Below are 473 nucleotides of genomic sequence, written 5' to 3'. Positions count from 1 at the left end.
GCTCCTTTCCGGTCGAGCCCAATCGGCCGTCCGGCCGATCAGTCCAGCCGACTTCAATCGCATTATCGATCTGGGGCTGGACACGAATGAATTGCTGTTGCCACGCGTTGATGAGGTTGGTGCCGGCTTTGAGGAAGAGCAGGTGCCATTCGAGTTCGAACAGCCCCGCGACCGCGTGAGCTATCTTGGGTCTCGGATCATGCGAGACCGCGTTTTCCGCCGCGTTGTCTTGCGCGCCTATGACGAACGCTGCGCAATCACAGGTCTCAAACTTATCAACGGTCGCGGGCGGGCGGAGGTGTCAGCCGCCCATATTCGACCGGTCGAAAGGAATGGCCCGGATATCATCAACAACGGCATTGCGCTGTCCGGCACAGCGCATTGGATGTTCGATCGTGGATTGATCAGCCTCTCCGACGATCTGGAAATCCTGATCTCGCGGCAGGTCAATGACCTCGACAGCGTGCACGGAT

The 473-nt window shown here is 58.8% G+C and carries 1 protein-coding gene; it reads left to right on the top strand.

Annotation, left to right across the window (positions count from 1 at the left end; genetic code table 11):
* Positions 1 to 473: HNH endonuclease (locus EN804_RS34575; RefSeq protein ID WP_189602146.1), on the top strand; the 473-nt coding region annotated here is incomplete at both ends.

The organism is Mesorhizobium sp. M8A.F.Ca.ET.161.01.1.1, from assembly GCF_004792105.1.
GTDB lineage: Bacteria > Pseudomonadota > Alphaproteobacteria > Rhizobiales > Rhizobiaceae > Mesorhizobium.
This window is presented reverse-complemented; position numbering and strand designations above follow the sequence as displayed.